Origin of the sequence: Microvirga calopogonii, from assembly GCF_003347665.1 — a bacterium.
GTDB lineage: Bacteria > Pseudomonadota > Alphaproteobacteria > Rhizobiales > Beijerinckiaceae > Microvirga > Microvirga calopogonii.
In genome coordinates, this window is sequence record NZ_QDGA01000218.1 from 1 (window position 1) to 2,622 (window position 2,622).

Annotated in this window: 3 protein-coding genes; 1 reads left to right on the forward strand and 2 read right to left on the reverse strand. The window is 60.1% G+C overall.

Translation table 11 applies throughout. From position 1 onward, the window contains the following. Positions 1–509 (forward strand): transglutaminase-like cysteine peptidase (locus DDF70_RS35965; RefSeq protein WP_114948973.1); only part of this gene is annotated, 509 nt, incomplete at its 5' end. A 61-nt stretch (positions 510–570) separates the two neighbouring features. On the opposite strand, the gene DDF70_RS35970 is transcribed toward DDF70_RS35965, so the two are convergent. Together DDF70_RS35970 and DDF70_RS35975 are read right to left on the reverse strand one after the other, a co-directional pair. Then, positions 571–840, reverse strand: a complete 270-nt coding sequence (locus DDF70_RS35970) for a hypothetical protein (RefSeq protein WP_114949209.1) — start codon at positions 838–840, stop codon at positions 571–573. 1,254 nt (positions 841–2,094) lie between these two features. Beyond that, positions 2,095–2,622: transposase (locus tag DDF70_RS35975; protein ID WP_170316122.1), on the reverse strand; the 528-nt coding region annotated here is incomplete at its 5' end.

Consider the following 2,622-nt stretch of genomic DNA (forward strand, 5'->3'; position numbering starts at 1 on the left):
CTTCCGGAGAAGCCGGACCGACGCTGGCTTGGATGCAGTTCTGTGATCAGCAGCCACAAGAGTGCTCGATCGACTCTTCTGAGCCGGACACCATCCCGCTGACCGACGGCATCTGGGCCTCTCTTCAGGAGGTCAACACGCACGTCAACCGAACGATCGCGGCGGTGGCCGACCAGGATCACTGGGGTGTCGTGGATCGCTGGGATTATCCGGACGACGGGCTTGGCGACTGTGAGGACATCCAACTGCTCAAGCGCAAGCTCCTGGTTGAACGGGGGCTGCCGCGACGAGCAATGCGCATGACGGTTGTCATCGATGAACTGGGCGCCGGGCATGCCGTGTTGAGGGTGCGCACGGATCGCGGCGATCTCATCCTGGACAACAAGAGGGATGCCGTTCTGCCCTGGCAGCAAACAGGGTACGTCTACGTCAAGGGGGAGGGAACGGACAGCAAGGCCTGGGTCTGGTTTGGGGATCAGATCGCACCTACCGCAACCGCAGCCAAGTAACCGCTGTTCCGGCACTCTGTGGGTGGGAGCTGTCAGCACGACGTCCGGTGTTCCCCGCACGCTAAACGTTGCTTCGCCTGAAGAAGACCACGTTGTAGCTGGTCTCGACCACCTTCTGGAGTTGCGATAATTCCATGAACGCGTAGACGCGGTACAGCCTCCACATCGGGCTGGCCATCTCTTGGAAGGGGACTTCCGGGTTCGACGTCCAGCAGGACTCCCACTCCTGGGCGGTGAAGTCGTCGCCGTAGGCGTGCGTCACCATCAGATCCGGATCGAAGCCATCGTCGACGCACAGAGCCTTCGCCCTAGCCCTGATCTGGCTGTCCATGATGTCGGCTGTCTCGGCACCGTTGCGGCCTGAAACCTGAACCTCAGGGAGCAGATTGACCGCGTATGCAACATGGCGAGGCTGAGGCTTCCGACCCCATCATGCGGCGGTGTCTGCCGACCGCGGAGAGAACCATGACCCGACAGGTGATATCAGCCGAACTGACGGAAAGGGCTGCTCAAAGGGCTTGACCAGAATCCCCGGAATAAGAGGACGGTGCCAATTCGGCAGATGTGGGCTGTCCATGACGCGCGCATACAATCTATTTCCGCAAAGTTGAGGCCAGAGAGCCTGCGGATTGCTACTGGAATATGAGCAAAACTCGCGTCAGCAACGGCGCGGCTGATTCCGAGTCGGGCGCGGGGTCGGATTCGGTTGCAGGGCCGCCAGACGATTGACTGTCTAATGAAGCAGGTGGACTGCTTCCGGGCCGAGGACCTTCTTGGAGGTCGCCGACGAGTGAGGGCGGTGGAGTGATGCCGGTCCGAGGAAGAACGCCCATGCGTCCCCCAATTTGGCAACCTGCGAGGGCTGAACTGACCGTCAGCAATGTCAGTGTTATCACAAACACGCGCAATGCGGATCTCCGGTTGATATGCACTTCATCACTCACCAAGCCGACTAGCATGGCGTGAACATCGGTTGCTACCCCTGACAGTCGCTTCCATGCGGGCACACGGATTGAGTTGCAATTTTCAGCCCAAGCCTAAGAGCATGTGCTGGGCGACCTATGAGAGCATGCTGGATGCGCAGCTGGTCACGGCAGCGGCGCGGCTGATGAAGCGGCTCTAAGTCAAAGCCTAATCGGGAACCATGGCGATAGATGAACTTTCGCTCTCGCAGCGCTAACCAATTATTAATGTCTCAGGCGCAGCCTCTTTGCGTGCCGAGACGGCACGGTCGTTGTTTCCTCTGAAACGGGCCGTGAAAGGCGGCCTACCTTGAGCGCCAAGCGCAACTGGCGCTCTTCCTTTAATGACTGTTCCCTTATGAAGACAGCGCACATTGGCTAAGTTGCGCCGTTCCGTCAGCTACAGACAGAGCGACAGATCTGAACATGAGCGAGGGATTGATCCCTCTCATGGACGATACATTCCAAACAGTACAGAGAGGAATTGCTATGATTGTTCGCACACTAATTGTAACCAGCCTCCTGCTCACTGCTACCAGTGTCTTCGCTGCACCTTCGAGGTGCCGTCGCGAGCTGTGTTGAAATTCGGGTGGCGCGATCTCCGGCATGAACATCGTATTGGGTCAGGCGGCGAGGTCAATCGTCTCCTTTGCGGCTGATGCTTGCGTGAGTGTCTTCCAGCCATCGACCTTGCGCATGGTGATCTGACCTGATGCGAGCAGAGCCCAGAACAGCATGGCGGCGGTGGCAGCCGAGGGCAGCACCGTCTGGGTTTTGATCCGCCGCTTGAACTCCTCGTGCAGCCGTTCGATGGCATTGGTGGTGCGGGCCGACTTCCATTGCGAGGACGGCAGCGTCGTGAAAGCAAACAGCGCCTCGCCCGCCTCCTCCAGGCTGTCCGCCACCGCCCGATGCCGCAGCCGCCATTTGCGGAGAAAGGCCTGGCGGCGCTCCTCAATTTCCTCGGCCGTGGCGGCATAGATCATGTCGGTGTAGTCCGCCGTGATCGCGTCGTAGAGACGCTTGGGCGCATGGGCGAGCAGGTTGCGGTGCTTATGCACCGTGCCGCGCTGCAGGGGCACACCCTCCCACACGGCCGCGAGCGCCTGCTCCAGGCCCGGCGCGCCATCCACGATGACAAAGGCTGGCCG